1 pseudogene is annotated in these 388 nt (G+C 69.3%); it reads right to left on the minus strand.

Annotated elements, in window-relative coordinates:
• Window positions 1–388: pseudogene (locus ADK55_RS20755) on the minus strand (vitamin B12-dependent ribonucleotide reductase); the annotation flags it as partial.

Raw genomic sequence — 388 nt, forward strand, 5'->3', positions numbered from 1 at the left:
GTCCAGGTCCTGGGTGCGCGGCGCGACGGTGTTGGCGTCGGCGTGCTGCTTCATGACGCGCTTGTGCGAGTCGGCGTTGCGGGCGTAGCCGTCGTACGGGCCCACGATCGCGGCCAGCTCGGCGGAGCGCTTGTACGCGGTGCCTGTCATCAGCGAGGTGATCGAGGCGGCGAGGGTGCGGCCGCCGTCCGAGTCGTAGGCGTGGCCGGTGGCCATGAGCAGGGCGCCGAGGTTGGCGTAGCCGATGCCGAGCTGGCGGAAGGCGCGGGTGTTGTCGCCGATCTTCTGGGTCGGGAAGTCCGCGAAGCAGATGGAGATGTCCATCGCGGTGATGACGAGCTCGACGACCTTGGCGAAGCGCTCGGCGTCGAAGGCCTGGTTGCCCTTG

Source organism: Streptomyces sp. WM4235, assembly GCF_001279725.1.
Lineage (GTDB): Bacteria > Actinomycetota > Actinomycetes > Streptomycetales > Streptomycetaceae > Streptomyces.